The sequence below is a fragment of the Streptomyces sp. NPDC048441 genome (genome assembly GCF_043200235.1).
GTDB lineage: Bacteria > Actinomycetota > Actinomycetes > Streptomycetales > Streptomycetaceae > Streptomyces.
Map to the genome: position 1 here is coordinate 229927 of NZ_JBICXM010000008.1, position 22750 is coordinate 252676.

16 protein-coding genes, 1 tRNA gene and 1 pseudogene are annotated in these 22750 nt (G+C 69.1%); 12 read left to right on the forward strand and 6 right to left on the reverse strand.

Annotation, left to right across the window (positions count from 1 at the left end):
- Positions 1 to 71 precede the first annotated feature (71 nt).
- Genes ACGFSB_RS21655 through ACGFSB_RS21665 form a run of 3 tightly spaced genes read left to right on the forward strand, consistent with a single transcriptional unit; the run spans position 72 to position 1980 of the window.
- Positions 72 to 398 carry a hypothetical protein gene (locus tag ACGFSB_RS21655; RefSeq protein WP_393401611.1) on the forward strand — a complete coding sequence of 109 codons (327 nt, stop codon included), beginning with the start codon at positions 72 to 74 and terminating at the stop codon, positions 396 to 398.
- 29 nt (positions 399 to 427) lie between these two features.
- Positions 428 to 1012, forward strand: coding sequence for a hypothetical protein (locus ACGFSB_RS21660; protein ID WP_393401613.1), 585 nt, complete (start codon positions 428 to 430; stop codon positions 1010 to 1012).
- Positions 1009 to 1980, forward strand: a complete 972-nt coding sequence (locus ACGFSB_RS21665; protein WP_393401615.1) for an NAD-dependent epimerase/dehydratase family protein — start codon at positions 1009 to 1011, stop codon at positions 1978 to 1980. The genes ACGFSB_RS21660 and ACGFSB_RS21665 overlap by 4 nt, the downstream gene beginning before the upstream one ends.
- Before the next feature lie 566 nt (positions 1981 to 2546).
- On the opposite strand, the gene ACGFSB_RS21670 is transcribed toward ACGFSB_RS21665, so the two are convergent.
- Positions 2547 to 3038, reverse strand: coding sequence for a zinc-binding dehydrogenase (locus ACGFSB_RS21670; RefSeq protein WP_393401617.1), 492 nt, complete (start codon positions 3036 to 3038; stop codon positions 2547 to 2549).
- 242 nt (positions 3039 to 3280) lie between these two features.
- Positions 3281 to 6547, reverse strand: coding sequence for a BTAD domain-containing putative transcriptional regulator (locus ACGFSB_RS21675; RefSeq protein ID WP_393401619.1), 3267 nt, complete (start codon positions 6545 to 6547; stop codon positions 3281 to 3283).
- A gap of 673 nt (positions 6548 to 7220) precedes the next feature.
- Between ACGFSB_RS21675 and ACGFSB_RS21680 the strand changes: the two genes are divergently transcribed.
- The gene (locus ACGFSB_RS21680; protein WP_393401622.1) at positions 7221 to 8819 is read left to right on the forward strand and encodes an MFS transporter; all 1599 of its coding nucleotides are present in this window, start codon (positions 7221 to 7223) and stop codon (positions 8817 to 8819) included.
- A 303-nt stretch (positions 8820 to 9122) separates the two neighbouring features.
- Positions 9123 to 9613 (forward strand): annotated as a pseudogene (locus ACGFSB_RS21685) (IS5 family transposase); the annotation flags it as partial.
- A gap of 4 nt (positions 9614 to 9617) precedes the next feature.
- Here the strand turns inward: ACGFSB_RS21685 and ACGFSB_RS21690 are convergent.
- A complete protein-coding gene (locus ACGFSB_RS21690) occupies positions 9618 to 9923 on the reverse strand; it encodes a putative quinol monooxygenase (RefSeq protein WP_393401624.1) in 306 nt (101 codons plus the stop codon).
- Between the two features lie 207 nt (positions 9924 to 10130).
- Between ACGFSB_RS21690 and ACGFSB_RS21695 the strand changes: the two genes are divergently transcribed.
- From ACGFSB_RS21695 to ACGFSB_RS21710, 4 genes are all read left to right on the forward strand, one after another.
- Positions 10131 to 10613: a winged helix-turn-helix domain-containing protein gene (locus ACGFSB_RS21695; RefSeq protein WP_393401627.1), complete on the forward strand. Its 483-nt coding sequence runs from the start codon at positions 10131 to 10133 to the stop codon at positions 10611 to 10613.
- 53 nt (positions 10614 to 10666) lie between these two features.
- Positions 10667 to 11224 carry a transposase gene (locus ACGFSB_RS21700; protein ID WP_393401992.1) on the forward strand — a complete coding sequence of 186 codons (558 nt, stop codon included), beginning with the start codon at positions 10667 to 10669 and terminating at the stop codon, positions 11222 to 11224.
- A 92-nt stretch (positions 11225 to 11316) separates the two neighbouring features.
- On the forward strand, positions 11317 to 11745 hold the full coding sequence (locus tag ACGFSB_RS21705; protein WP_393401629.1) for an integrase core domain-containing protein: 429 nt from the start codon (positions 11317 to 11319) through the stop codon (positions 11743 to 11745).
- Between the two features lie 946 nt (positions 11746 to 12691).
- Entirely contained in the window at positions 12692 to 13243 is a 552-nt protein-coding gene (locus ACGFSB_RS21710) for a tyrosine-type recombinase/integrase (protein WP_393401632.1), read from the forward strand.
- Between the two features lie 439 nt (positions 13244 to 13682).
- On the opposite strand, the gene ACGFSB_RS21715 is transcribed toward ACGFSB_RS21710, so the two are convergent.
- The 3 genes from ACGFSB_RS21715 to ACGFSB_RS21725 all read right to left on the reverse strand — a co-directional run bounded on the left by ACGFSB_RS21715 (position 13683) and on the right by ACGFSB_RS21725 (position 16174).
- Positions 13683 to 13762, reverse strand: a tRNA-Pro gene (locus tag ACGFSB_RS21715).
- Between the two features lie 206 nt (positions 13763 to 13968).
- Positions 13969 to 14895 (reverse strand): hypothetical protein, encoded by a 927-nt coding sequence (locus tag ACGFSB_RS21720; RefSeq protein ID WP_393401635.1) that lies wholly within the window; start codon positions 14893 to 14895, stop codon positions 13969 to 13971.
- Between the two features lie 487 nt (positions 14896 to 15382).
- A complete protein-coding gene (locus ACGFSB_RS21725) occupies positions 15383 to 16174 on the reverse strand; it encodes a DUF2637 domain-containing protein (RefSeq protein WP_393401638.1) in 792 nt (263 codons plus the stop codon).
- A gap of 900 nt (positions 16175 to 17074) precedes the next feature.
- Between ACGFSB_RS21725 and ACGFSB_RS21730 the strand changes: the two genes are divergently transcribed.
- The 3 genes from ACGFSB_RS21730 to ACGFSB_RS21740 all read left to right on the forward strand — a co-directional run bounded on the left by ACGFSB_RS21730 (position 17075) and on the right by ACGFSB_RS21740 (position 22673).
- Positions 17075 to 18484 carry an IS701 family transposase gene (locus ACGFSB_RS21730; protein ID WP_393401639.1) on the forward strand — a complete coding sequence of 470 codons (1410 nt, stop codon included), beginning with the start codon at positions 17075 to 17077 and terminating at the stop codon, positions 18482 to 18484.
- A 280-nt stretch (positions 18485 to 18764) separates the two neighbouring features.
- Positions 18765 to 20198, forward strand: a complete 1434-nt coding sequence (locus ACGFSB_RS21735; RefSeq protein WP_393401642.1) for a threonine/serine exporter family protein — start codon at positions 18765 to 18767, stop codon at positions 20196 to 20198.
- A gap of 168 nt (positions 20199 to 20366) precedes the next feature.
- Complete coding sequence (locus ACGFSB_RS21740) at positions 20367 to 22673, forward strand: ATP-binding protein (protein ID WP_393401644.1); 2307 nt, start codon at positions 20367 to 20369, stop codon at positions 22671 to 22673.
- Positions 22674 to 22750 lie beyond the last annotated feature (77 nt).

A 22750-nucleotide genomic window follows, 5' to 3' on the forward strand; every position in this document is an offset into this window, starting at 1 on the left:
TGCCCGCCGCGCGCACGGCCGCCAGAGGTCGGCGTCAGCGCATCGTCAGCGGCTCGGCCGACAGTGGTCCCATGCCCGATGACATCCACGACCTGGTCCGCCGGCTGATCGGCAACGACGACGCCGCTGTCCCGGAGATCCTCGAGCGGGCCAAGACCGACAGCACTCCACTGCTGCTCGTGGCCGCAGCGCTGACTGCGGACCAGCCCGATGAGTTCCTCGCCAGGGCCGCCGGGAACGCCACCACGACCAGGGACCGCCAACTCGTTGCCATCGCCGCCGCTCACGTTCGTAGCGACGGGGACCTGCTCGACGCACTCGTCCGAGACCACCTGACCGACCACCCCGACAACATCCTTGCGGCCTGGATCGCCGCCCAACACACGTCCGCCGGATGACCCGCCGGCGCCAACCAGAAGGAGTCACCATGCAGAACCTCCAGATCACCGCGCCGACCAGCCGCCCCCGGATCCCCTCACGCCGAGCCGCCACCTGGTGGATGGCGACCTTCCTCGGAATCCCGTTGGCCGGCTACGCCGGCTGGCTGGTATCCGGTCCCGTCGACAGCGTCGGTGCGGCACTCCTCGGCGCGCTGATCACCGGCGCGGCCCTCGGAGCCGTCCAGGCCTGGGGGCTTGGCCGGAACCGTCCCTCCGCCGCTGCCTGGATCGCAGCGACCACGCTCGGGCTGATGGCCGGACTCGCAATCGGTGCGGCGATAGTCGACTACGACACCAACCTCACCGCACTCGTCGTCCAGGGCGCGATCTCCGGGCTCGCTGTCGGACTCGCCCAAGCCCTGGTGCTCCTGCCGCGGCTCGGCGTCGTGGCCCTCGCCTGGCCCCCCGCCCTCGCAGCGATCTGGGCGGCCGGGTGGGCGACCAGCACTGCCATCGGTGTCGATGTCGACCAGCAGTTCGTCATCTACGGCGCCAGTGGCGCCCTCGTCGTCACCGCCCTGACCGTCATACTCCCTCTCGCCCTCAACCGGACCGACAAGGACGCGTCATGACCCGCCACGTCGTGTTCGGCACCGGCCAGGTCGGCTGCCTCGTCGTCGAACAGCTCGTCCACCAAGGCTTCGATGTGGTCGCCGTGAATCGCACCGGCCAGGGCGACCTGCCCGGCGCACACATCGTGGGCGGCGACGCCACCGACTCCGCGTTCACCACCCGGGCCGCCGCCGGTGCGGACGTCGCCTACTTTTGCCTCAACGCCGCGAACTACGCACGCTGGGCCGAGGAGTTCCCGCCCCTGCAACGCGGGGTACTCGCCGGTGCCGAAGCCGCCGACGCTCGCCTCGTCGTTTTGGACAACCTCTACGCCTACGGCCCCCCACACGGCCAGGACCTCGTCGAAACCCTCCAGACGCGCCCCACATCCGCCAAGGCAGCGACCCGCGCCGCTATGACCACCGAACTCCTCGATGCACACCACGCCGGCCGCGTCGAGGTCGCCATCGGTCGCGCCTCGGACTGCTTCGGTCCCGGCACCACCCACTCCGCACTCGGCGAGATGGTGTTCGCCACCGCGCTGAGCGGTCGCACCGCACAGGTGATGGGCAACCCCGACCAGCCGCACAGCTACTCGTACACGCCCGATGTCGCGGCTGGGTTGATCACCCTCGGCACCCAGCCGGGCACCACCGGGGCGATCTGGCATCTGCCGGTCGCCCCCACTCGCACGACCCGACAGATCATCGACCAGGTCTACGGACTCGCCGGCCATCGCCCGCGCACCCTCGCAGCCGGACGCACCACGTTGCACCTGTTCGGACTGATCAAGCCGACGATGCGGGAGTACCTTCACACCCTCTACCAGTTCACTGGCCGATGGGTCGTTGACGACTCGAAGTTCCGCATGGCCTACGGCGGCCTCGCCACCCCCCTGACCGACGCGCTTGCCACCACCCTCCGGTGGTACCGCGATGCCTCCGAGCGCCCCCCAGCTGGCGGTCCTCGCGCCGCTGCGCGGGTCTAGGTTCGGTGGTCTGCCGGGCGGCGTTGCTACTGCGCTGAGCGCGGGTTGCTTCTAGTCACACCGGTGCCCGGCAGGTCGGGTCCGTACTGGTCGATCGGCGGATAACGCGTCATCCCTCGCAGACGCATCCACATGCCATGACGCAGAGGGGCGGAACCCTCCACGACGCGGCGTGGTCGCAGTCCTGACAGCGTCGGCTCGCGGCGAAGCTGGGGCGGTGAGTATCGGCAGCGAGCACCCGGTGAGTGCGGAGCAAGTCTATTCGGCCCTGGTGGCCTTGGGGGCCGAGCCGCTCTTCGATCCTGAGGTGCGGCCGGAGGGACCGCAGGAGGAGGACCGTCTTTGCCCCTGGTGGCAGAGCTGGGAGTCCGGGTCCGAGGGTCCCGCGAGTTCGCGGAAACTGAAGGTTCTTCAGCGGGAACCCGAGGGCCCAGGGACGCCCTTCTCGGAGGTTGACCCGTGGGTTCGCGGCGAACACGCGGGAGCGGCTTCGAGGTCGGCCTGGAAAAGAGGCCTGACCCCGCTCCTTGTCGAGGTGGTCTAGCTTTGTCAGGCTGGCAGGGCGATCACAGGACGAGCATGAGCTTGCCGCCGGGCCGGCGGGACTGGCTGAGCTCGGCCGCTTCCTGGATCTGGTCGAGCGTGTAGGTGCGGGCGACCGGTACGACCAAGATGCCTTCGCCGGCGAGCCGGGCGAACTCGTCCATCTGGTCATAGCGGATCTCGGTGGTGGTCCGGACGCCCAGCTCGGCCGCGGCGGCGAAGTCCGAGACGGTGAGGACACGGTCGAGATCCCCGGTCAGCTCGATCAGGGTCGGCAGCGAGCCGCCGGCCGGACTGGGCTGGTCGGCGCGGTCGATCCGGCCGCCGGTCGGCGCCGCGTCGAGGGCACGATCGATGTGGCCTCCGGACAGTGCCCTGACGCGTTCGGCCATGCCCTCGCCGTAGGCGACCACCTGGGCGCCGATCTCTTCCAGAGCTGCTGCCCGGGTCTGCCCGGCGGTGGCTATCACCCGAATACCCCGGTGCAGCGCGAAGCGCACCACCGCCTCACCCACGGTGGTACCCGCGCCCTGTACGGCTGCTGCGGCTCGTCGCCGAGAACAGGCGATGGCCGCTCTGACTCGCCTTGTTCTCACTGCACGTGGTGCGTTGTCGCTGCCGCAGGTCGCCTGCGGTGGGCGATCCGTGGACACCCGCGCGGTACGGGACAGGTCCTCGGTCATCAACGGCCTAGCAATCCAGGTCGATGGAGGCCACCGGCTCGTCCTCGGCCGTGGCGACGCTCTGGCACCGGCGGTCAGGAGGGGGTCCTGAGGGACGGGGCCTGGAGGATTTCGTCCACGCTCATCGTCGCACCCCTCTCGTACGCGGCGTCGAACTCGGCGCCGTCCAGGATGGTGCGGGTGCGCGCCTCGATCCGGGCGACATCGTCCCGCTCGCCCTCCGGCAGGGGTACGCCGACAGAGTGGCGCGCCGCAGCCGCGGCGCCGAGGAGCAGCGCGGCGTGCTCGGCATCGCCGGCCAGCGCCCGCGCCCCGGCCAGGCCCTCAAGGCCCAGGGCGAGCGGCAGCAGGCCGGTACCGCAGGCCGCGGTCAGGCCGTCGAGCTGCAGTTTCAGGGCGGTGCTCGGCTCACCCCGCAGCTCGGCGATGAAGCCGAGCTCCGCCAGGATCAGCGCGGGCGCCTCCGGCTTGTACCCCATCTGCCGGTGGATCTCCAGGACGTGTCGCATGTGGGTCTCGGCGCCGTCCAGGTCGCCGTCACGGCGTGCGCCCATCCCGAGCCCGATCTCGGCGTATTGCTCGCCGAACTTGTCCGATTGGGCGACCGCGAGTCGCCTGGCCCGCTCGTGGAACTCACGTGCCCGCGCAAAGTCCCGGGTGAGCAGGGCGACTCGGCCCAAGCCCGAGAGCTGGAAGGACACCTCTGGCCATAGCTCCAGGTCCTCGGCCATGCGCAGCCCCTCGCGGCGCAGCCGACCAGCCCGTTCGTAGTCGCCAGTCACCTCCGCGAGGGCGTGCAGCGGCGCCATCGCCCGCAGTTGCCCCCACTGGTCGCCCAGCTCGCGGAACAGCTCCAGGCTGTGCTCGCCGTGGCGTCGGAGCGCGTTGAAATCCCCGCGCAACTCGGCGTGGAACGACCGTCCCGCGAGTGCCGCGGCCGCGCCCCACCGGTCACCCAGCGACCGGAACGTGGAGAGCGCGGACTCGATCAACCGCTGACTCGGTGCCGGATCGCCGATGCCGTACAAGTTGGAGGCCACGAACCACTGGGCGCGTGCTTGTCCCAACGGGTCGTCGATGTCCTCGTACGGCTGCAGCGCAACGCAGCGTTCGCTAACGGGGTCGGCGCTGCCTCCTAGCAGCAGCCGGAAGCCGCCGAGCCAGGCCGATGCCTTCGCGACCAGGGCGGCCGGGCCATCGGCAGCGGCGGACAGGGCCTGGGTGAGGGAGCGTTCAGCCTCGCCGTTGCGGCCCCTCAGGTACCAGTACCAGGCCATGGCATTCACCAGGCGTAAGGCGCACTCGCCGTCCTCGGCGCCGAGGGCGCTCTCCAGCGCGGAGCGCAGATTCGCGTTCTCCGCGTCGAGGCGGCGCAGCCACTGGCGCTGCCCATGTCCCCGCAGGTGCGACTCGGCGCGCTCGGCCAGCGCTGCGTAGTAGACGCGGTGGCCGCGTTGCATGGCTGTCAACTCACCAGACTCCGTGAGCCGTTCGGTGGCATACGCGGCGACCGACTCCAGCATCCGGTAGCGGGGAACTTCGGTGCCTTTCGAGCCGTCGGTCATGACGAGCAGTGAGCCGTCCACCAGCCGGGCCAGCAGGTCGAGCACCTCCACGCGGTCCACTCCGTCGCCGACGCAGAGATCCTCCGCCGCGGCCAGGGTGCAGCCATCAGCGTGCACGGCCAGGCGCCGCAGCGCCGCCCGCTCCCGGTCGCCGAGCAGCTCCCAGCTCCAGTCGATCATCGCGCGCAGGGTGCGTTGACGGGCCGGGGCGTCGCGCGCGCCCACGGCGAGGAGGTGGAAACGGTCGTCGAGCCGGGCGGCCAACTCGTTTACGCCGAGCGCCCGTACACGGGTCGCGGCCATCTCCAGGGCCAGCGGGATGCCGTCCAGGCGGAGGCAGATCGACACGACCGCGTCGAGCGTGCTCTCGTCGAGGGCGAAGCTGGGTGCAGCGGCCGTCGTTCGCGCCACGAACAGTTCGACCGCGCTGAACTGCCGTACTTCCGCAACGCTCAGGCCGGTGGTGGAGTCCGGTCGCCGCAGCGGTGGCACCTCTACGAGGCGTTCGCCGGTGATGCCGAGCGGCACCTGGCTGGTGGCCAGGATGCGCAGGGCCGGGGCCGCCTTGAGGAGTTGCCCGGTGAGTTCCGCCACGGACTCGGCGACGTGCTCGCAGTTGTCGAAGATCAGCAGGGCCGGCCGGTCGCCCAGGGCGTGGGCGACCCGCGCGGCAAAATGCGGCGGCTCGCTCCCGGGGCGTGCTGTGTCGTCCCTGAGCCCGAGCAGTGCGCCGAGCGCCTCATGCGTCTCGGTCCACCCGGCCCCCTGGGTGGCGGGGGCCGGATCGAGGGCGGCGAACTCGGCGAGGTGGATGCCGCCGGGGAACTCCGCGTCGAGCTGTCCCGCGGCGGCGAGGGCGAGCTTGGTCTTGCCCACTCCGCCAGGTCCGGTGAGCGTCACCAGGCGGTGGGCGTCGAGCAGCGCGCCCAGTTCTTCGACCGCCTCGCCCCGGCCGATCAGCTCGGTCAGCGCGGCCGGCACGTTGCTCGCCCGGCGGGCTGCGGAGGTGGCCGGGGGCGGCGGAGCTACCAGCGCGGGCTCCTGGTCAAGGATCGACTGGTACAGGGCCGTCAACTCGGGACCGGGGTCCACTCCCAGCTCCTCGACCAGCCGGGTGCGCAGCTCCGTGTATCCGCGCAGCGCCTCGTCCTGACGGCCGGCCAGGTACAGCGCGCGTACGTGCGCGGCGCGCATGCGCTCGCGTAGCGGATGCACGGCCACGAGGTCGCTCAACTCATCCGCCACCAAGGCGTGTTCGCCGAGCTCCAGTCGAACATGGGCCTGCTCCTCCAGCGCGGTCAGGCGCTGATCGTCGAGGCGGGCGGCGGCGTTGCGGACAAACTCCTCGTCGGCGAAGTCGGCGAACGCGGGGCCGCGCCAGAGGGCGAGCGCGTCCGCCAACAGGGCAGCCCGCGCTCGTGGTTCGGTGGCCTCGCGCGCGCGGGCGAGCAGGTCCTGGAAGCGGTCGGCGTCGATCGCGTCGGGGCCGGCCCGCAGCTCGTACCCCGGTGTGCGCGAGACCACCAGGAACCGGCCGCCCGGGTCGGCGGCCTCCAGGGCTCGCCGCAGCTGCCACACCTTGGTCTGGAGCACGCCCTGCGGATTGCTGGGGAGCCTGTCGCCCCACAGGTCCTCGATCAGCCGGTCGGCGGAGACCGGGCGGCCGCGGTGGGCCAGGAGATGGGCAAGCAGGGCACGGACCTTGAGCTCAGGGACTTTGGCCTCTGTCCCGTCGGCCGTCCACACCCCCAGCGAGCCCAACACCCCCAACTGCATGTGATCAGGCTAACCGACGGCCCCAGGCGGACCCGGCTCCTCCCAGAGGTATCGGCCGGCCGAGAGAGCACCGGGAGAAGACCGGGAGAGTTCCGCGAGCGGCAGGGTGCATCGTGCGAGTCCGACGGAGCCCAGCCCAGAAGGGGAAACCCGTGCCGGATCTCAGACTGAACGTGGCCGTGCTCATCGGCAGTGCCCGCACCGACCGCTTCGGCCCCACACCGCCCAGTGGTTCGCCGCCGAGGCGGCCAGGCGTGACGACGTCGACGTGACCGCCCCGACCGCGGTGTGGCTGCCGGACGTACTGGCGAAGAGCCTCGACGGTTGTCTGCCGCAGACCGTGCGCTCCCCCCCTGGTTCACCAGGGCCGACGCGTTCGTGATCGGCACGCCCAGCGGCATCGCCAGCGGCCTGCGCGAGGTCTCAGACCTGCGCGCCGTCTGCGCCGGGCTGCACTGGATCACCGTCCGGGTATCCGTGCTTCCCCGACTGCCGGAACAAGTTGGGCGACGGTCGCCCAGAGGCCCCCGAGGGCTGCACGGCCGCGGCGACAACCATGCTCGCCCAATTCGCCTGGTGGGGCCATGTGCTGCGCCACGCCCGCACCCACCCCCCGTATCCGAGCTACAGCACCCGCACACAACGACACGGCCGACCCAGAGGAAGGAAACCCATGTCACCGAACGCCCCCGAAGCGCCAGCCCGGAAGGCCGGGAGACGGGAATGGCTGGGGCTCGCCGTACTGGCCCTGCCCACCCTGTTGATCTCCCTCGACCAGAGCGTGCTCTACCTGGCCTTGCCCCACCTCGCCGAGGACCTGCATCCCACTGGCACGCAGACGCTGTGGATCATGGATATCTACGGGTTCCTGATCGCCGGCTTCCTCATCACGATGGGCACGTTGGGTGACCGGATCGGTCGCCGCAGGCTGCTGATGATCGGCGCTGTGGCGGTCGGTCTCACCTCGGTGGCCGCCTCGTACTCCACCAGCGCGGAGGCGCTGATCGTCACCCGCGCGCTACTCGGTGTCGCCGCCGCGACGCTGATGCCGTCCACGCTCGCGCTGATCAGCAACATGTTCCAGGCCCCCTACCAGCGGGGCCGCGCCATCGCGGTGTGGGCCAGTTGCTTCATGGGGGGTACGGCGCTCGGCCCGGTCGTCGGCGGCACGCTCCTTGAGTTCTTCTGGTGGGGCTCGGTGTTCCTGCTCGGTGTGCCCGTCATGGTGCTGCTGCTGGTCGTGGCGCCGCTCGTGCTGCCGGAGTACAAGGACCCGAACGCGGGCCGGATCGACCTGATCAGCGTCCTGCTGTCGCTGGTTTCCATCCTGGCGATCATCTACGGCCTCAAGGAGCTCGCCCGCCACGGCTTCGAGCCGCTACCCATCACCGCGATCCTGGCCGGTCTGGCTGTCGGCACAGTGTTCGTGAAGCGGCAGGGCACGCTGGATCACCCGCTGCTCGACCTGAAGCTGTTCAGGGTGGCCGCGTTCACCGCCTCGCTCCTGATCCTCATGGTGTCGATGCTCGGCACCGGCGGCGGCTACCTGTTCATCACCGGATTCCTGCAGATGGTGGAGGTCATGTCGCCGATGGAGGCCGGTCTGTGGATGGTGCCATCGGCCGTCGCGTCGATCCTCGCCGCGCAGGTGGCACCGATCTTCGCCAGGCGCTTCCAGCTCGGCACCGTGATCGGTGTCTCCCTGCTCATCGGCATGGTCGGCTACGCGATGCTCATCTTCGTCGATCCGGTCGGCGGACTGCCGCTACTGCTCGCCGGCTTCGTGATCATCTTCATCGGTGTCGGCACCTTCGGAGCACTCGGCACCAACATGGTCGTCGGGTCCGTGCCGCCCGAGCGGGGAGGTTCCGCGGCAGCCCTCTCCTCCATCAGCGGTGACCTGGGCAACGCGCTCGGTGTCGCCACGCTCGGCAGCCTCGGCACCGCCGTCTACCGCGACACGATCGCACCGCCCGCCGGCACCCCGGCCAACGTCCACAAGGCTGCCGGGGCGAGCATGGAGGACGCCGTCAACGCCGCCCGACAGTTGCCCGCGGAGCCGGCCGAGGCCTTGATGACCGCCGCCAAGACCGCCTACACCAACGGCCTCAACACAGTCGGCATCGCCTGCGTCCTCATCACCGCCATCAGCACAGCCATCTCACTCGCCATGCTGCGCAAGCGCCACGGCACCACCCCCTCCGGCGACATCCCGCCCCGGCAGGAAGGCAAACGGGAAGCGACGGCCGAGGATTCCCTCTCCACCACCTGACAGCCGCGGCAACAACAACGACAGGGCCAAAGTGTGCCCGACAGCACGCTCGACCGGCCTGCGGGCCGCCGGAGAGGCCGTCACTTGACGGAGGTGTCGCCGAGAGCCTCCAGCACCGGGCCGAAGGCCCTCGGCAGAGTTCTTCAGTGGCTCCGATGACCAGCATCACTACTGCGCCGCCGAGTGCCGCAGCGACACGGTGTACCCACTCCGTCGCGATCAGGACGTAGACAGCCATGTTCCAACCGCGCCCCCCAAGACCAGAGACTCTCAAACAGTCACTGAGGAGGGAGCTCCGGCCGCGAGCCGGACGACCACGCACTCGGCCGATCCCGCGGCGGAATGAGCACGAAAGTCCACCTGCCCGCCGACGGTCCGCCCGATCGCCTTCGTCGTCACCGCCGGACAAGCAGGTGACGCACGGCAGTTCGAGCGCGTCATGGCCGCTACCCATGTCCCGCGTGCGTTGGCCGACCTCGTGTGTCCGTCCCGAGACCGTACTCGCCGACCGCGCCTACTCATCTCGGGCGATCCGCACTCACCTTCGCAGGCGCGGAATCCGTGCGGTGATCCCCGAACCCGCCGACCAGCAGGCCAAACGGAAGCGCCGCGGCCCACACGCCGGCCGTCCAGTCACGCTCGACCGCGACGTTTACCGCCTCCGAAACACTGTCGAACGCTGCATCAACTGGCTCAAGAATGGCGCGGCATTGCCATTGCGCACCGACAAACTCGCCGCGAACTACCAGGCCGCCCTCCACGTCGCGACCATCTTCCTCTGGCTCAATCCGTGAGGTATCAATCGCCGGCGCCGAGGCCGCCCGCAACAACCAGCTCGCGACTGCTGAACTCGCCGGTGAGCATGGGCATGGCGGCAGCGATCGCTTCCTTGGCCTCGGGCAACCTCAGGGATGCGTCGTGTTCGTCCTTCGATTGCCAGACCTCCGTGACCACGATCGTGTCCGGGTCATCGGCGGCCATGCTGACAACGTAGCTTTTGCAGCCGAGCTCGCGGAGACTCTCGGCTCCAGAAAGCAGGATCGCAACGACATCGTCGCGCTTGCCGGGCTGGGTCTTAATCGTGCCGATGTAGCCATAGGCCATGCCATGCCGCCTTCGTCGGAGCTGCTGTGACTCGGCCCCATCATGGCCGACCCTTCAGGCAACGCACCCGGCACCCGCCGCAACCCCGGAGCGCACGCATCACTGACCTATCAGAGGCCGGGAAATCCCTCAGACACGACTTACTGATCTGTTCGGGATGTTGTCGGGATGGGTGACGGGTGGTGATCCCTGCGGTAGGCCGGTGGTATGCGGTACGCACAGGGCGGCGGGCTGACCGCCGAGCGGCGGAGCTTCAGGGAACAGATCCGGTTCGAGGCCGGCAAAGGGTTCGCGCGGGGTGAGAAGAACGCGGCGATCGCGAAGGAACTGCGGGTGAGTGAGCGGTCGGTGGAGCGCTGGCGGCGGGCCTGGCGCCAGGGCGGCACCGCCGCACTGGCCTCCGCGGGGCCGCCGAAGCTGCCCAGACTGAGCGATGAGTGCTTCGCCGAACTCGAGGAGGAACTGGCCCGGGGGCCGGCCGTGCACGGCTGGGAGGACCAGCGCTGGACACTGGCCCGCATCCGGGCACTCATTCTCTGGAAGTTCGGCCTGGAGGTTTCACCGGCGGCGGTGTGGCGGCTCTTGCACCGGCACGGCTGGTCCTGGCAGTCGCCCGCCCGCCGCCCGGTGGAACGCGACGAGCACGCGGTCCAGTTGTGGAAGAAGGACGTGTGGCCGCAGGCGGAATGACTGCGGCGGCGCTGGGAGCCTTCGTCGTCTTCGAGGACGAGGCGGGCTTTGGGATGACTGCGTCGCGGGCCCGCACCTGGGGACGGCGCGGGCAGACACCGGTGGTGCGGGTACGCGGCCGGTCCTGGCGCCGCTACTCGATCGCCGCCCTGTGCTGCTACCGGCCGGGCGAGCCCTCCCGGCTGATCTACCGGCCCCGCCGCCACCACAAACACCGCGGCACGGGCCGCAACAGCTTCGCCTGGACCGACTACCGCGACCTCATCGTGCGCGCCCACATCCAGCTCAAGGCCCCCATCGTCCTCATCTGGGACAACCTCAACACCCACCGGACCATCGGGATGCGCTGGTACGCGGACGAGCATGACTGGCTCACCATCGTGCAGTTGCCTTCCTATGCACCGGACCTGAATCCGGTGGAGGGCGTGTGGTCGCTGCTGCGGCGCGGCCCGCTGGCCAACATCGCCTTCACCGACGACGACCACCTCGAACAAACCCTCCGCCGCGGCCCGCGGCACATCCAACACCGCCCACACCTGATCGACGGCTGTCTCACCGGCACCGGACTCCAACTGAACCACCATCCGACAACACCCCGAAAGGATCAGTAACCGGCCAACGTCAGTACATCCTCGCCGCCATCGAACACGCCACCCGGCGCATCCGGATCCTTGGCACCACAGCCCACCCCACCGCGGTCTGGGTGGCCCAGGCCGCCCGAAACCTGGCCATGGACCTGACAGGAGCACAGGCCACCGTCGCTTACCTGATCCGGGACAGGGACGCGAAGTACCCCGCCTTCTTCAACGAAATCCTGCGCAACGCCGGAATCCAAGTCGTGCTCACGGGCGTCCGGATCCCCCGCATGAACGCGATCATGGGACGCTGGGTCCAGACCTGCCGCCACGAACTTCTGGACCGCGCCCTCATCTGGAATGAGCGCCATCTACGCCACGCTCTTCGCCAGTTCGAGCTGCACTACAACCTTCACCGGCCCCACCAGGCGATAGACCAGGCAGCACCCCTACGCGCCGTTCCCGCACCGCTCCCCCACACACAGATCACCCAACTGAAAGTGCGCCGGAGAGACCGCCTCGGCGGAGTCCTCCACGAGTACCAACATGCCGCTTGAACTGCACGGATGGAGATTCCGGCAGGCGCACACCCATGGCAGGAGCACGATCCCGCTTGACGACCGGGCCGCTACTACGCCCCCGGCCCCACCGTCATCGTCGAAGCCGTCCGTACCCCCTACACGATCACTGGCCCGTATCAGCCATAGGCCCTCACCCACCTCCACGCCAAATCCGCCCATTGGCCCCGCCTCGCTTTCGGGCGGCAGGCGCCCGGCAACGACGCCTCTTGCTGAGGACCTGCAGTCCGTCGCGTGGCGCCTTTTGTGTACGCCCGCACAATCGGCCGGAATCCGAGAGGCTGTGAGCCCGGTGCGCCGCCCACGCTGCGATCATGACCTCACGTCGATTCATCGCCCGGCCCCTCCTCGACGGCGTCCGCACCCGCGCCTCAGGCACTGATCGCTCCCCGCCAGCAATCCGACGCCACCGTGGCCGACTTGGCCCCCGCCCTGTTGACCGCCCTCACCGCGGCCGCCGCCCGCCCGACACCCCGCCTCCCTGATGCGCCCACGCTCGGCGGCTACGGGGCCCGCGTCATAGACATCGCCCTGGCGGGCCTGGAGACCACCACCCGCGGCGCCTACCACTCCGCGTGGCGTCAGCACGTCCTGCCTGCCTTGGGCACGGTTCCCATCGACCGCCTTACCTCCGGGATGATCGACCGCGCCGTCCAGACCTGGGCAACCACCGGAACCAAGCGCTCCACCATCAAGAACGCTCTGGCTGCCCTGGCCCGCATCACCCGCCAGGCCGCCCGCGACGGCTGGCTCGCCCGCCCGCCCGCCCCAGCCGCTGAACGGATGGCAGCGCCTCTACTACACCGGCGAGGACCCCTCGGCCGAACCCCGCGGACTCGCCCTCCCCGACTACACCGCGCTACTCCGCCTCGCCGAAGCCCTCACCCGTGCCGCCCACGACCACTATCCCGGCTGGGGCCACGCCGTGATCTTCGCCGCCTGCACCGGAGCCCGCATCGGCGAGATCTCCGGCGTCCGCTGCCGCGACATCGACCCCTCCACCTGGCTCTGGACCGCCCGCCGCCAGACCACCCCCGCCCCCGGCGGCCTCACCGACAAACACACCAAGGGCAAGCGCGTTCGCCTCATCCCGATCATCGAACCCCTACGCACCCTGATCACCGACCGCACGACCGAAGTTCACAGCGCGCCCGACGCCCGCCTGTTCATCGGCCCCCGCGGCGGACGCATCACCACGGCCACCCAGCGCCGCGCCACCCACTGGGACGACGTCACCCGCCGCCTCGGCCACGACCACCTACGCTGCCACGACCTCCGCCACACCGCCCTGACCTGGATGGCCGACGCCGGCATCCCCCTCCACGTCCTCCAACAGATCGCAGGACACTGCGACATCACCACCACCCAGCTCTACCTTCATCCCAGCGTCCGCCACCTCGCGACCGCCAGACAGAGCCTCACCGACTACCTCAACTCCAACTGCGACCCCATACCCGGCATCCCCACACACTGGTGAACCACACACCCCACCAGTCCCACCCGGTTCGGACACGAGAATCGAACACTGGGAGCGCCCTGGGAGCAGCCAGGGAGCAAAACGACCCCTTGACTACACAACCAAAGAAGGGCAACTGCCACAACAGCGGCAATTCGCCAGGGTGGCGGCAGCTCTTCGAGCCCCTCGAGGCGTCTCAGACGCCCAACGACGTCACCCGCACCCCACATCGCAACAGTTGCGCACTTACACCGCAGACAAGGTGTCACTCGAACAGCAGACTTACCCACGCCACCACGACAGCCTGCACAAACGACCGGCCTTCAGGCGCTCCAGTGTCACGCCTTTCGAATCGAACCGACCCAGGGAGCCCGATCCGCTCCCAACGGTCACATGAAACAAGCCGGTTCGAGATCTCCTCGAACCGGCTTGTGACCTGCGGCTTCATGCCGCAAAACCGTCGGGACGACAGGATTTGAACCTGCGACCCCTTGACCCCCAGTCAAGTGCACGATTCTGGTTCAGAGTTCTGAAGCTCCGTTGGCGTCCGTACGACGCCGTATGCGGACGTACGACGGGCGGAGGGGAACGACGTTGTCCGGGGCCTGCACAGCAGCAGGCTCATGTGCGGGCGGAGTGGGCTGTTGGCGGGTGAGAACGGCGCTGGCCAGGTCCAGTTGGGCTTTGAGGAATCCAGCCCTAGCGGGGTGTGGTGCGTGTCGTCCGCTCAGGATGCGAGGGCCGTGTCAGTTCCGTCGCTCACAAGAGGGCATCTGGCGGCCGGAGTGCGGGGATGGTGAGGTGGTGCAGGAGCTCTGTCCCGTGGAAAGGGTGAGCGGCGGTTCGGTGGGCACGGCGTGGGGACGGTATCTGTCCAAGGGTTCGCCATGAGCGGGGGTGGTGGCGATGGTGAGAGTGATGAGGCCGATGAGCGCTGCTGTCGCGGCGAACACCGCACGGGTTTGGGTACGTACGCGCAGTTCGCTGGTGGCGCGGACGGACCAGGGCTGGGCGATCGTGGAGGCTGACGCGTTCTTGATCCATGATCTGAGAGCGTCCCCAGCGGCATCGGGTAGGTGTTGGCTGATGACTGCGCGGGCGTGGCGCAGCCTGCTGGCCGTGGCAGCGGCGGTGGCCTCCGTCTCGGTGGCAGCTTGGGTAACGCTCAGGCCAAGCCCGTCGCACAGCAGCACCGTTCGGCGCTGCCATGGCGCAAGAGCCAGGAGTGCACGATGGACGGGGTCGGTGGGCAGGGCGCCGGGGACGGTGAAGGGGTGTGTGAATCGCCTGAGTCGGTGCCAGGGCGAGAGCGCATAGTCCTGGGTCTGTGCGCGCACCCATCCCACCGGGTCGGGATCGCGTTCGACCTCGGGCCAGCGTTCCCAGGCCCGATGGAAGGCTTGCTCGGCAGACTCAAAGGCGAGCCGGCGGCATCCGGTCAGCACATATGCCTGTTGGACGAGGCCGGGTGCTGCAGAAATATAGAGCTCGTCGAAGGCTTTTTGCGCAGCCAGGGCTGGCCAGTCTGCTGCGAGGGCCCTGGCCGCAGACCGCGGGGTGAATTTCGGGGGCAGCGGCATAACGAGGTAGCTGGTGGCACGTTCGCTTACCAGCGTCGCCCCGGACATCGGCGCCCAGGCGTCGGCCAGTTGATTGGATGGGGGGCGGTGCATGATGGCGTGTCTCTCTGTCAGATTCCCGCAGCGCATATAGCCGTGCCGGGCCGCGGCCCAGTGGTATGCAGGTGTCCGATCTGTATGCGCGGCGTCGGACGTGATAAAGGTCGTTGTAAGGGCAAGGCCCGGCGAGGCGTGTCCCACCACCATTCGCCCTACGGGCGGGGTGTCTTCCGCGTCCAGATCCGCATGGCTATGGCGATTCAGGTCTGGTTGTCACTCCGGCCCTGCGCACCTCGCGCGGCGGGGAAAATTGTCGGCGTGTAGGTGCTGCTGCGGTGCAGCAGCACCTACACGCTGATATTGCGCCCCGTGCCCGCCAGGCTTTGGAGGTACTTAGCTGTGCTTCGCGGCAACGGGAGCGGCGCCAGGTTTCGCTAGTGAGCGGCCCCTGTGTCGGATCAGAAACCGGAGGGCCCGCAGAATCCTTTTGCCTCCTGGGCCGGCAGCCAGGTATCAGCTCCCAGCAGTCCTGCAGGGTTTCTCATGCCTTGCGGCGCTGCTTTGCATGGGGCGCTCTTCGGGCGTGGCGCTTGGAGGAGACCTGGCCGATGAGTTCCCAGAAGCACACCAGGGCGGTGATGGGTGGAATTCCGAGGGTCACGAACGCCAGAACCGAGTGCGAGGAGTGACTGACGCACAAGGCCACTGCCATGGCGGAGGCCACCAGGAGCACGCCCCAGGAGCGGCGCGCGGGCTGGTGCTGAACGGCCGCTCGCAGAATCGAGAGAGCCGCAACGAACCATGGGCCGTATACGGTAAGCGGCCACCACTGCGCCAGTTGCACCGGCAGGATATTCTCGGCGATCGTGCGGAGTTGGCCGTAGGAATAGGCAATGGACCAGCCCAGCAGGCACGCCGCGCACACCGCGATCGCGGCGAACAGGACCGTCACCTGGCTGATGCGTTGGCAGGCCACGAGGAAGGGTGGTTTCTGCCGCATACGCCTGCGGTCGATCCGGGACAGAGGTTGTTCGTCGGGCTCGGCAGACGGCGGGGGCTTGGGCCCTGCTACTGCGGCCAGCATCTCGGTCAGTTCCTCTCGGGACAGCGGCAGTTCCGCCGGTGGGGGAGATGGCTTGGTCGCCGGTGCCGCTGCCAGCATCTCAGCCAGTTCCTCCTCCAGGCCCCGGCGGCTCAGCGTGGCCTCCAGGCCAACTCCGCCCCAGGACTGCTGGACAGGAATGGGGACGCTGCCGTACGGGTCCAGTGTGCCGGGCTCTGGACCCCGGAGATATTCTGGGCCAAAAGAGCTGTTGCCGTACCAGTTGTCCATCCGGGTTCCTTCGTGCCGTTGCGTGGAGCATTCTGCTGGAACGTGGAACCCGGCCGGTGGCGCCGGTGCGGGCCTTTGCCAGCATGCCCCTCGCATGCCGCCCGCCAAGGTTCGGTTCTCATCGTCCTGATCTCGTTCAAAGAATCGTCCGACAGTTCGGAGATGCTTCCGTCACCGGTCAACCCGTGCACGGCGCCGGTCGACGAAGGAATCGTTTCTCCAAAATCGTCTGCCCCTTTCGCTCCGCATAACGAACCAGGTCAGAAGGCAGGATGTGCGCCATTCGGGTGACTACGTCACGCGAATGAGTCACATCGAGCGGGGCCTCGAACGCTTGGCTGATCATCGTGACGGCCGACGGCGTGCACCGGCGGTTCCATCGCGCCAGGTCACCGTCTTCCCCGCCCCTGCTCGCGAACGGCCGCACGCGCCTGGGCGGCATCGATCACGATCGCGAACTCCTCCAGCCACTTTCATGACCTGGTCGGATGTGGGCCGTTGCCCTTAGGGGAGGTGATGAGCGGCGATCGGTGCGGCTCCGCGGGCCACCGTGGTCAGAGGCTGCTCCTCTTTCAGGGGGTCGCTATCGGGTGCCGCCAAGACCTGCCGCCACAACATCAGCACCTGGTCCCGTGCGCGGGGGTGAAGGGATGTGCCGTCGCCTCATCGTCGACCCCGACCACCGTCGCCGGAGCGTCGGTGTGGATGTGCGGCATGAACAAGCACGCTCCGGCGCGGTCGACCGCTCAACCTCCCAGCTGTCGAATGGGGCAGAGTGGGCAGCGCCCTGGCATCAGCTGTAACGGTAGTTCGTTAAATCCGGTGGTGGTGTGGGTTGACGGCGGGCTGGGTTGGCCGTTGGCCGGTGGTAGGTGTCAACTTCCCTGCTGGGAGCTGAAGATGACCGCTCGCCGTCCGTGTCCGCCCGCGCCGGGGCCGTTGGAGGACTACGCGGCCCGGTTCGATGACCTCTTCTTCAGCCTGGCTCAGCGACGGGGGTTTCGCGAGTATCTGACCGGGCTGCTGGCGCCGCGGGAGCGGAACAAGACGATCACTTGCCTGGCAGGAGCGGAACCTGTGGCAGGTGCGCCAATGCCGGGGGTGCAGCGTCTGCAGTTCTTCCTGTCCGAGTCGCCCTGGGAGGCCGAACTGGTCAACGACCGGCGCCTTGAGCTGCTGCGCGAGCAGCCGGCGACGGCTCCGCACGACGAGGGTGTCATTGTGATCGACGACTCCGGGGACCGCAAGGACGGCACAGCTACCGCGCACGTGGGCCGGCAGTGGCTGGGCCGGCTGGGCAAGACGGACAACGGCATCGTCACGGTCACCACGGTGTGGACCGACGGCCGCGTGCACTACCCGCTGCATGCCACTCCCTACACCCCCGCCCACCACTTCGCCCGCGGCCGGAGCGATCCTGCCTTCCGCACGAAACTCCAGCTGGCCGCCACTCTCGCAGTCCGCGGGACGGAGGCGGGCTTCGGCTGCCGGGCAGTGGTCGCCGACTGCGCCTACTCCGTCAGCGACGACTGGTACCTCGCACTGCGCGAGGCCGGCCTGGCCTACGTGGTCGCACTCAAACGGCACCGCGGCACCTGGGCCCCGGCCGACCAGCCACACACCCCCATCGACGCGGCCCAAGCCCTGACCTGGCAAGATGCCAAACACTCTGGCGACTGGACACCGGTGGAGCGTCACTTCCGCGACGGGCACACCGAAACCTGGTGGGCCGCCGATGCCCGCCTGAGCGGTTACGGCCCCCACTCACCCTGCCGCCTGGTCGTGGCCACCACCGACCCCGCAACCTTGCCGGAGAAGGCCACCTGGTACCTGGCCACCAACCTGCCTCACCCCAACGCGCCCTGCGCCGCTACCAGTTCGCACCCGCCGGCCGACCTCGCTGAGATCGTCCGCCTTTATGGACTGCGGCCGTGGATCGAGCAGAGCTACAAGCAGATCAAGGACGAACTCGGCTGGGCCGACTTCCAGGTCCGCTCCGCCCGCGCCATCCGTCGCCACCAAACCCTGGTCAACTGCGCGTTCTCGTTCTGCTGGGACCAGTGGTTCGCCCCACCCGGGCCCACGGATGCCACCGCGCCGGACCCGTGCCCCAGCGAGGGGCCAGAGAGGGGGGCCGGCCATGCCCCACCAGCCCCGACCACCCTGCTGGCCCAGGGCCTTACGAGCCATCCGTTCCTGGCTGACTCCCGCCATCGCCCTCAACCAATGGTGGCGAGCCTGGACGGACCAGGACCCACCCGCCGAGCTCCAAGCCCTGATCGACGCCGTCACCACCGGACACGGTATTGACCTCTACCGCCGGATTTAACGAACTACCGGTAGAGCCGCGCAACAACGATCAGGCCGAGCCAGGCGGAGGTTGCTCAACCTCCGGGGTCGACTCCCGCATCTCATGAATTGGCTCGAACACGGCCATTCCGACCCTCGTATCGCACCGGAAGGACCGAGCGACCGGACTCTGGGGCCTCCTGTGTCGGTGCTGTCCCCGCGCGCCGGCCGAGGAGCGCGGACGGCTGAGCCGGGAGAGGCTGGGGCGCGAAGAGTAGCGCTTCGAGCAGGTGGAGAGCAGATGTGGCGGACGCTATCCCGGTGGCGGTCCCGAGCGCACGCTCGGCAGGCGAGGCTGGACCGGCTGCGGCAGAACGAGGGCACCTTGCTCGACCGGCTGTACGGGACCGTGTACGAGGGCGTCTCCTTTCCGCCGTCACGCGACTTCGATGACCGGGAGTCGGCCGAGGTACTGCGCTTCGTCCTGCGGCTCGGCCGGGAACTGTTCCTGGCCGGCGCGTCGACCCGTGACATCCAGACGGCCGTTGTCGCGGTGACGGCCGCGTGGGGCATACAGAACCTGGAGGTGGACATCTCCGGGCGCTCGTTACAAGTGCAGTACGCGCCACCGGAGCGCGCGCCGGTCGTGATGCTGGTCGTCCTGGCGTCGGAGGACACCCGCGATCTCAGCCGCCTGACCGCGCTGGAACGACTGACCGTGCGCATCGTCGGCACCCGGCTCTCACCGGCGAACGCGACGGCGGCACTCGACCGGTTGCTGTCGGCGCCGACCCAGTGGCCTTGGTGGTTCACCCTGAGCGGCGGCGCGGTGCTGGCTGCCATGCTGTGCGTGCTCGCGTCCGGCACAACGCGCGCGGCGCTGCTTTCGCCCCTGGTGTTTCTGGTCACCAACCGCGCCGCGTGGGCCCTGAGCCGCACAGGTCTGCCCTCCTTCTACGTCACGGCCGTGCAGACCGCCCTGCTGATGGCGGGCACCATGGCGTTGATCGACGTGGGAGTGCTCAGCGGACGCGAGGGGGCGAGCACCGTCGCCGCCAACGTGATCCTGATGCTGCCGATCTTGACCGTGGTCTCTCTCACCGAGGACGCGATCGACGGTTTCCGGCCGATGGCGGCGGCTCGTGCGGTGAGCCTGCTGATGTTCTTCGCCGCGCTGGCGGGTGGCATCCTCGTCGTCACTTTCCTCCTGCGCGGCCTCGACACAGACGCGCGCAACACAACGCTCGCCTCGCTGCCCGTCTGGCTCACTCTGGTCACCAGCGTCATCGGCGCCCTGGGCAATGCCGTGTTCATGGGCGGCGGCCCGCACCTGGTGCCCTACGCGATGGTGGCGGCGCTGATCGGGGCGGGCGTGAAGGTGTTCGGCATGGCTCAATTGGACTGGTCGGTTCCGCTCGCGACGGGGCTGGCCACCACCGTCATGGGTGCGGTGTCCGCCGCGATCGGACCACGCGCCGGGGTCCCCGCGAGAGCCGTGCTGATCCCGGGCATCGCAGGCAGTGTGCTGCCTGGCCCCGACCTGTATCGCAGCATGCTCCAGCTCGTCCTCGGCATCCCTGGCGCGCACCAGTACGTGGTGACGACCTTGGCGTCCGTAGCGGCCATCGGTGTCGGCGCCGTGCTGGGCTCCCTGCTGGGGGCGGGCAGCGAACGCAAATGGGGCAGGCGCTCGGCCCACACGAGGGCTTCCGCGTTCCTCGCCCACGATGCGTAGGGTCAGCGCGTCCCAGGGCTCAGACGCTGCCGTCACGGCCAGCCGGTCCGGACTTTGACGCGATTCGTCTGCTTGGGCATGCAGCCCACCGTTGCGTCACAGACGACCCCACCGGGGCAATACGCTCAGACACAGTGCACGCACAGAGGGTGAAATCCGGGGGGGTGTATGGAGTTGGGGACCTCATGGCGGCGGCCGGGACAGCTGCCGGCTGAACTGACCAGCTTTGTCGGGCGGGTCGATGAACTGGCCGAGGTTCGCCGGCTCCTTGGTCAGGCCCGGCTGCTGACCCTGGTCGGTCCGGGCGGGGTCGGCAAGAGCCGGCTCGCGCTGCGGGCCGCCACCGAGGCCTCCGCAGAGTTCCCCGACGGCGTACGGCTTGCCGAGCTGTCCGGCCTCAAGGGCCCCGAGCTGCTGCCGGGTGTGGTCGCCGAGGCGCTGGGCCTGCCGACCCAGGCGGGAAAGTCGCGGATCGACGAGGTCGTCGAGTACGTAGCCGATCGCGAGCTGCTGCTCATCCTGGACACCTGCGAGCACGTCGTCGACGCCTGTGCCCTGCTGGCGGATCTCCTGCTGTCGCAGGCGCCGCGACTGAAGGTCCTGGCCGCCAGTCGACAAGCCCTCGATATCCCCGGCGAGTACGTCCTGCCGGTGGCACCCCTGGGCCTCTCCGAGGGGGAAGCGGCCGGTGACGCACTCGAACTTTTCGAGCAGCGTGCGGCGGTGGCCGTGCTCGGCCTCCGGCTCACCGACGGCGGGCACGAGATCGCCGCCGCCCTGTGCCGCCGCCTGGACGGCATCCCGCTGGCCATCGAGCTGACAGCCGTACGCCTTCGGGCACTGCCCCTGGAACATCTGGCCGCCCAGCTCACCGACAGCTTCGCACTGCTCGACAGTGGGCGGAAGGCGGCGCTGCCGCGGCACCAGACACTGCGTACGACCATCGGGTGGAGTCACGAACTGTGCTCACCGACGGAGCGGCTGCTGTGGGCCCGCCTCTCGGCCTTCGCCGACGGCTTCGACATCGCCGCAGTCGAGGCCGTGTGCACAGACCATCAGCTGCCCACCGGCGCCGTAGTGGGCTCTCTGATCGGACTGGTCGACAAGTCGGTGGTGATCCGGCACGGCAGCAGCTACCAACTCCTAGACACCATCCGCGAGTTCGGCACCGAATGGCTGGACAAGCTCGAGGAGACCTCCGCGGTCAGGCGCCGCCTGACCGCTTACTATCAGAGCCGAATGCGCCACTTCGCGGAGCGCTTCTTCAGCTCGGACCAAGCGCCCCTGTACAAGGCGCTGCTGCCCGAGCGCGAGAACCTGCGCGCGGCACTGGAGTATTCCCATGCCGACGGCGAACTGCTGCCCATGGCCGCCGCCATGTGGCCGTACTGGCTGTGCGGCGGACAGCCCGCCGAGGCCGGCCACTGGCTGGGCCTGGCGCTGACCCAGCAGCCAGAGGTGTCACCCGAGCGCGTCGGCACCCTGCAATGGGCCTCCACGTTCGCGGCCCTGCAGGGCGACCAGAACACCGCGAAGCGGCTGGCCCTGGAGATGCGGGAGCAGGCCGAGCATCTCGACGATCCGCGCTGGACGGCGCTTGCCCTGCTGTGCTCCGGTCAGGCGTCGGGCTTCCTCGGCGAGTGCACGGAGGCGGTGGCCGAGCTGACCGTGGCCCTGGACGAACTGCGCCGGGTCGGCACCGACTTGGACATCGCCCTGGCGACCATGCGTCTGGGCATGGTGCACGCGCTCGGCGGCCGGGCAGCGGCGGAGATCGCCGTCCTGCGCGACGTAATGCGGCTGGCGGGCGTGAACAGCCGGGAGAGCTATGTCCAGGGGTGCGCATACGGCTACATGACAGCCGCCCACCTGGACGCAGGGGACATCGAAGCAGCCGAGCAGACCGGCCGCCGGGCGGTGGAACTGCACGACCTGCGCGACGGTGTGCTGAACCTGGGCATCACGCTGGACGCGGTCGCCTGGACGGCCGTCGCCCAGGGACGCCACCACCGCGCCGCCTTGATCTTCGGTGGCGTGGACGCGCCGTTCGACCTGCTCGACCGGCGGCGCGTGCTGGGCAATCCGCTGCTGCTGCGACTGCACACCCAGGCGCTCAAGGCCGCCGAGGAAGCACTGGGCGGCGCCGAGCTGGAGCGGCTGCGCCGACAGGGCGCCCGGCTGCCGCGTGAACAGCTGGTGGCGTTCGCCGTGTCACCCGACGACACGCTGCCCAGCATCCCCGCCCAGCCCAAGTCCGTCCGTACCAACGACCTTACGCAGCGGGAGCGCGAGGTCGCCGCGCTGGTCGCCCGAGGCATGACGAACCGGGAGATCGCCGAGCAGCTGGTGATCTCGAAGCGGACGGCGGACGCGCATGTGGAGCACATCCTGGCGAAGCTGGGGTTCTCCTCCCGCTCCCAGATCGCAGCATTGGTCTCGACGGAACACTGCCGCGACACCAATCAAACGGGCTAGCTCCCCCTGCTGTCCCAGCACGCCCGACATCACCCGTTCGGCTCACCTCGCTGTCCGCACAGATCCCGGCATGGCAA